The sequence below is a fragment of the Halochromatium roseum genome, from assembly GCF_016653315.1.
Lineage (GTDB): Bacteria > Pseudomonadota > Gammaproteobacteria > Chromatiales > Chromatiaceae > Lamprobacter > Lamprobacter roseus.
Window position 1 is genome coordinate 104,007 of the sequence record NZ_NHSH01000074.1, and the last position, 6,153, is coordinate 110,159.

Annotated in this window: 8 protein-coding genes and 1 pseudogene; all 9 read right to left on the bottom strand. The window is 59.2% G+C overall.

The window, feature by feature from the left end:
* Window positions 1–6: 6 nt before the first annotated feature.
* Window positions 7–520, bottom strand: a pseudogene (locus CCR96_RS21010) (EamA family transporter).
* 429 nt (window positions 521–949) lie between these two features.
* Window positions 950–1,276, bottom strand: a complete 327-nt coding sequence (locus CCR96_RS21015; protein WP_201223233.1) for a DMT family transporter — start codon at window positions 1,274–1,276, stop codon at window positions 950–952.
* A 61-nt stretch (window positions 1,277–1,337) separates the two neighbouring features.
* A complete protein-coding gene (locus CCR96_RS21020) occupies window positions 1,338–1,679 on the bottom strand; it encodes a hypothetical protein (protein WP_201223236.1) in 342 nt (113 codons plus the stop codon).
* A 58-nt stretch (window positions 1,680–1,737) separates the two neighbouring features.
* Window positions 1,738–4,104: an EcoAI/FtnUII family type I restriction enzme subunit R gene (hsdR, locus tag CCR96_RS21025; RefSeq protein WP_201223237.1), complete on the bottom strand. Its 2,367-nt coding sequence runs from the start codon at window positions 4,102–4,104 to the stop codon at window positions 1,738–1,740.
* Window positions 4,105–4,198: 94 nt separating this feature from the next.
* Complete coding sequence (locus tag CCR96_RS21030) at window positions 4,199–4,714, bottom strand: DUF29 domain-containing protein (protein WP_201223239.1); 516 nt, start codon at window positions 4,712–4,714, stop codon at window positions 4,199–4,201.
* Window positions 4,711–4,974 (bottom strand): hypothetical protein, encoded by a 264-nt coding sequence (locus tag CCR96_RS21035; RefSeq protein ID WP_201223241.1) that lies wholly within the window; start codon window positions 4,972–4,974, stop codon window positions 4,711–4,713. The genes CCR96_RS21030 and CCR96_RS21035 overlap by 4 nt, the downstream gene beginning before the upstream one ends.
* Before the next feature lie 87 nt (window positions 4,975–5,061).
* Window positions 5,062–5,451, bottom strand: a complete 390-nt coding sequence (locus CCR96_RS21040; RefSeq protein ID WP_201223243.1) for a HEPN domain-containing protein — start codon at window positions 5,449–5,451, stop codon at window positions 5,062–5,064.
* Window positions 5,444–5,752, bottom strand: coding sequence for a nucleotidyltransferase domain-containing protein (locus CCR96_RS21045; protein ID WP_201223245.1), 309 nt, complete (start codon window positions 5,750–5,752; stop codon window positions 5,444–5,446). The genes CCR96_RS21040 and CCR96_RS21045 overlap by 8 nt, the downstream gene beginning before the upstream one ends.
* Window positions 5,749–6,099 carry a restriction endonuclease subunit S domain-containing protein gene (locus CCR96_RS21050; protein WP_201223247.1) on the bottom strand — a complete coding sequence of 117 codons (351 nt, stop codon included), beginning with the start codon at window positions 6,097–6,099 and terminating at the stop codon, window positions 5,749–5,751. The genes CCR96_RS21045 and CCR96_RS21050 overlap by 4 nt, the downstream gene beginning before the upstream one ends.
* Window positions 6,100–6,153: the final 54 nt, after the last annotated feature.

A 6,153-nucleotide genomic window follows, 5' to 3' on the forward strand; every position in this document is an offset into this window, starting at 1 on the left:
CGAACCTCAGCGAGCCGCCACACGGCGCCGTTCAACAATCACCAGGGCGATGCCGCCAAGCACCGCCGCCGAGGCTAGGAGCAACCGCAAGGTGATCGGCTCACCAAGCAGGATGACCCCGCCGATCGCAACAATCACCGGCACGCTGAGCTGCACGGTCGCCGCACTGAAGGCGCGCAGCAAGGGCATCAGGCTGTACCAAAGCGCATAACCGAGCGCTGAGGTCAGTGCACCAGAGCGCGCCGGTCGCCGCTGTCAGGCTCAAGTACGCAAGCGAGAACAGCGCCGCATAGGTAAAGAGCGCCATGGCCGAGGGCCAGCTACCCGCGCCAGCGATGCGCAGCCGCCCGGTCAGCCACAGCAGCAGCCAGAGCATCAGTGCGCCAGAGATCAAACGCAGGCTGGTGAAGCTTGCCGGATCGATCGCGGTATCGCGCAGCGCCGCACGACAGAGCCAGGAATTCGCGGACAGCGGGATCATCGCGAACGCCGTCAACGCGATCAGGCGAGTTCTCGACATTCAATCCTCCAGATGTTCGTGGTCTGCGCGCCGCACTGAGTCGACGTGCTTGAGCAGACATTCCTTGGTCATCTTAATTATGATTTAAATATCTAATCAGTAGTCATAATAAGCCTAGTGAACAACTCGATCTTGAGATTAAAAACCATTAATTTACAGTCGGTTGTAAAAATCATAAGAGGATGCTGTACTTGCCGAACAATGGTTGATGAGCTGTGGATAAGAAGCACCCCGAAATCCATCGACAACTTGTCCACAGGCAGCAGCCCCTCGTTCTCAACACGATATGATGTCGGACAAGCATGCCGATCCGCATGCTAGCCCTGGTGTTGAATAAGGGTGCCGGCTTGGTGCTCTAAGGTGCTTGGATCTGTCTGCAAGACAGGGGGGTGGCCCTGAGTCCAGGCCCAGGGCGATCGAGCAACAACCTCAGTGAGGCGATGCGAGCTTCAAGCCAATGATGCCGACGACGATCAAGCCGACGAAAAAGAACCGCGCCAGCGTCGCCGGCTCGCTGAACAGCAGTAGCCCAATGACAAACGCGCCCACGGCACCAATGCCAGTCCAGACGGCATAGGCGGTGCCCATCGGGATCGTTCGCTGAGCCAGCAGCAACAGCGTGCCGCTGGCGATCATCGTCATCAGGCTGAACACAAGCCAGCCCCAGCGCAGGCCGCCCTCAGACAGACCGAGCTTGAGGCCAACGGGCCAGCCCCATTCGAAGATACCGGCGATGATGAGGTAGATCCAAGCCATGAGCACCTGCTCCTGAAGGGATACTGTGGGGCGGGGCCAAGTATCGTTTGACGAAATGCGCTCAACCGTCGCCCAGATCGAGTTCGAAGTGACAGATCAGCGTGACGGCTTGCTGAGTCAACTGCTCGTACTCTTCCGCGAGTGATCTTGCCTGGGCGAAGAATTCGCGTTGAAATACCCGGATCGAGAGGTCTTCCCAATCACTTTGAAAGAGACTATCGGCTGCGGAATCGATCTGGATGACCGTCGTCTGCTTGCCGCCAATAAGGCCGAGCAATCCGCCGACAGCAGTGTTAACCGTCAGGCATCTGCCGTCGAACCGACCTGACGTGGCAAGGTGCCTTTTCATCAGGGCCCGGAATCGCTGCAGCCGGAAGTATCGGGAGCCCGTTGTTTCAGCCATGGGTCAGCAACTTGATGGCCTGACGACATGTTGTCATGCTGGCATGTCTCACAGCGCATCACCCCGCATACAATGCCACCTGCATCTGCTTGAACCCGGCCTTCACCTGCGTCAAATCCCCCAGCTTGGCCTTGCCCTCACCGACGCTGCCATAGCGCGCAATCAACAACTGGCCCAGCTTCGGCGTCGCCAGCTCCGCCTCGCCGCCGGTCTCATAGGCCTTCAAGATGCTCAGCAGCAGCGCCTTCAGCTCGCCGTCCAGCCCAGTTAGCTCAGTGCCTCGAACGGTCTCCGCGCGGTCATGGCGGGTCTTCGCCGGCGTCGTGAACAGCACATAGCCCAGCACGTCGTAGAGATCACTGTCCGGAGCATCCACCAACTGGCGGATGTCATCGAGCCGGTCCTGGTCGTAGCCGCGATCCTCGAGCTGAGCCATGAACTGCGCGCGCTTGTCCGGGTCGCTCCAAGTCGTGCGGAGCTGGTCTTCGTCTGCCACAAGGCCAGACAGATCGCCGAACAGCCGTTGCAGGAACTCGGTCGCCGAGATCGGCCTGCCCTCTGGGCTCCAATAGGTCGTTGTCGCCAGATAAGCGATCTTGCGCGCCTTGCCGTCCGCCAGCTGGATCACGATCTTCTCGCGCGGCGGCGCATCCTCATCCGCTGCCTGGCCCGCTTGTGCGCCAGTCTCTTGGGTCGCGCTGTCATAGCTTTCGGGGTCATCGGCAATGCCCAAGCGGTCTCCCAGATCCTCGGCGTCGTCGGTGTCTTCGCGCTCCTCGGGCGGCAAGGGCTCGCCGTCCCACTGCGGATCATTGAAATGCTCGTAGGCCTTGACGAAATCCCAGATGGTGAAGAAGTCCTTACCGTCGTAGACGCGGGTGCCGCGCCCGATGATCTGCTTGAACTCGATCATCGAGCGGATCGGGCGCATCAGCACGATGTGGCGGATATTGCGCGCATCCACCCCGGTCGAGAGCTTTTGCGAGGTGGTCAGAATGGTCGGGATGGTCTTGTCGTTGTCCTGAAACTGGCGCAGATGCTGTTCGCCGACGCTGCCGTCGTTGGCCGTCACTCGCTGGCAGTAATCCGGCTCGCTGCTGGCCTTGACCTGATTGATCAGATCGCGCACCAAGGCCGCGTGGTCCTGGGTGGCGCAGAACACCAGCGTCTTCTGACGCTGATCGATCCGCTCCATGAACTCCCGCACCCGGCTCAGCTCACGCTCCGGGATGATCACGCGGTGGTTGAAGTCGCCCTCATCGAAGGCATCGCCGATGTCCACCTCGCCGGCCAGTACGGCGTCTTCCGGATGGTAGACATAGGCATCGATGGTACTCGCCATCTGCCGCACCTTGAATGGCGTCAAGAAGCCGTCCTCGATGCCCTCGCGCAGCGCATAGCTGTAGACCGGCTCGCCGAAATAGGCATAGGTATCGGCGTTCTGCTGGCGCTTCGGGGTCGCGGTCAGGCCAAGCTGCACGGCGGGGGCGAAATGCTCCAAGATGCCGCGCCACTCGCTCTCGTCGTTGGCGCCACCGCGGTGACACTCGTCGACGATGACGACGTCGAAGAAGTCCGGCGGATAGCCGGTGAACACCGGCTCGCCGTCGCCGGTCATGAAGGTCTGAAAGATGGTGAAGAACAGGCTCGCGTTCGTCGGTACGCTGCCTTTCATCTTGCGCAAGGCCTTCGGGTCGATGCGCGCAATCGCGTCCGGCGGAAAGGCCGAGAAGGCGTTATAGGCTTGATCGGCGAGGATGTTGCGATCGGCCAAGAACAGGATGCGCGGTCGCCGGCTCGGTGTGCGGCTCAGGTTCCACTTGGCCTGGAACAGCACCCAGGCGATCTGGAACGCGATCGAGGTCTTGCCGGTACCGGTCGCCAGGGTCAGCAGGATGCGCATCGTCTCCTGAGCGATCGCCTCCAACACCGCTCGGATCGCCTGATGCTGGTAGTAGCGCGGTTCCCACTTGCCGCCGTCGGTCTCGAATGGGACCGCGCCGAAGCGCTCGCGCCAGGCGTTGGTCTCGCTGAACGCCAGCGCCCAGAGTGCATCCGGGGTGGGGAAGGGCAACGCCAGCTCGCCTTCCTCGCCGGTGGCCATGTCGATCTGGTACCAACCGATACCGTTGGAGGCAAAGGCCCAGCGCGCCCCGAGCCGCTGCGCATAATCCTTGGCCTGACCGATGCCCTCGCGAAAGTTCAACCCAGCCCGCTTCGCCTCCAAGGTCGCCAGCTTGTGCCCCTTGTAGATCAGCACATAGTCGCAGGCGAGACTCTTGCCGCGCCTGCCGCCGGTCTGGATGCGACCGGGGCAGATCAGCTCGCGGCGAATCTGCGCGCCGGGGCTGACGCCCCAGCCGGCCGCCGCCAGCACCGGATCGATGCGGTTGGCGCGGGTGTCGGCTTCGGTTTCGTCGTACATGCCTTGTACCTCAGTCGTGCTCTGAAGCGACGATCTTCACGCAGAATGCAAAGCAGGGTCCAGAGACGCAGGGTCCAGAACAGTCTGCTGCCGATCAGCGTTCAGGTTCATTGTGGCCGATGATAGGATGATTGCCTTCAGCGTCGTGCAACGGGAAGAACGCGGTATCGAGGATGGCCTCATCGCTGTAGGGGCAGGCCGATGGGAAGCTGTCGATCGGCAGCCCACTTTCCTCTGCGGCCAGTTCTCTGGCATCACCGTAGGCCTCTCGAACCGCAGCGGTCCAGAGACGTTTCATACCGGGATACTTGCGCAGCAGGATCTTCAATTCGGTGCGTTGATGCACGATTGTCTGGCGCCAACTGCGGCCATCGAACTCGCGCCAACGGTCGGAGAGCTGAGCATACTGAAATTGCCATTTCAGCAAATGCGCGAGCAAGACCCGCAGCCGGCTTTCGAGACTGCGCTGCTCGCTCTTGCCCATCTCGCTCAGTTCCTCAAGCAAATGTTCGATGTCGAGCGCATCAAAGCGGCCGGCCTTCAGCAAGGCCGCGTTGGTCTCGGCCCAGGCGGTGTAATCCTGGTCGTAGAGTTGGGTGAGCTTAGTCATGTCTCAAAATGTCCATGCTTGATCTCTTCGATCTTTTGGCTCAGATCCTCGGAAACTCGCCGATACGCCTTCCACTCCATACCATCGTCCCACGCCTCGAAATTCTCCTGATCGCTGGCTTTGAGTGCGGCTGAGAATTCATCCAAGGAAGTTTGATATTTGCGTTCAAATAATCGCAGCTTCTCCTGTGCTGAATGCAGCGATGCTAGATAGTCGAGCAACAGCAGATTGCCGATGTCCTGCTTATCAATGTTGATCATGGCTCGTTCCCTTTTGGGTCGCCAATCCACGAGGGATGTATAGGCAGCTCGCCTAAGGGCCGATGGTTTGTATCTAAGTCGTGATGATCACTGCCTTGATCCAAGATGGTGATGAGCCCATCGCAGGACGTCTCGCAGCACTTGACCGATTTCTTGACGATCCAGGCCAGACACTCCGATCAAACCATAGCGCATCTCAACGGCATAGGGGTTGAGTGCGTCTAAGTCATCCGCGTGAGGTGGCGAGCCGATGTCTGAGTCCTCCAGCAAATCCAACAATTCTGCAATGTCGTGCGTGCGGCGAAAGACCACACCGGCATAAGCCAAGACGGCTTTCAGCGCCTTTTCGACCGCCTGCTGTGCATGAAACCCGCATAACGAGTCATGCAGACTCGGGTCATCGGCCAGTTTCTCGAATGCTTGCTGGTCGCGTTCGGCTGCGGTGAGTAGGATGTCCGCAAGCGTCGGTTCAGCCATAGATCACCTTGCCTTCACGCAACGCCCAGAACAGGGCGCTGCCGGGTTGGTGGCCCCAGCGGTCGACGTCCGCCCTTGAATAGACGAGCAGGTCGACTGGAATTCGCAACGGGCGCAGTAAGCGCCGTAACCGGACCATCTCAGCGGCTCGATCCGTCACCTCAGACTCAATGACGAGCAGATCGAGATCGGAATCATCACGCGCCTCGCCGCGAGCGTGGGAGCCGAAGATCAGGATTTGCTCGGGTTGTGCAGCATCAGCGATCCGTTTCACGGCAGCGGTGATTTGCTCGGGTGTCATGTCAGCTCGCCGGCGAAGGCTTTTTGGAGGAGGGATTGGCGGAGGTTAGTAAGGTCGGCGAGTTTGGCGCGAAACGAGGCTTCGAGTTGATCCACAGAACCCCGCATTTCTGACATCGAAGCGCTCAGCCACTCTTGGGCCTTAGAGTCGGCTCGCGGAATCGTTATTTCGCTCAGTCGCTGGATAGCAAGTTTTGGCTGCGCGGCAACACGTGTTTGTGTTTGAGTTTGCGCTTGGAAGTCGGCAGATCGAGTACACCAATAGACATATTCTTTAGACTTGTGACTAAATAATATTTTTTTATTTTTCAGTAACCTGACGAGCATTCTTTCAGTAAGCTTTTTCAAAACAACAGCTTAACCTTGAAAAGTTATAATTCGACCCTATTAATAATTGAATGG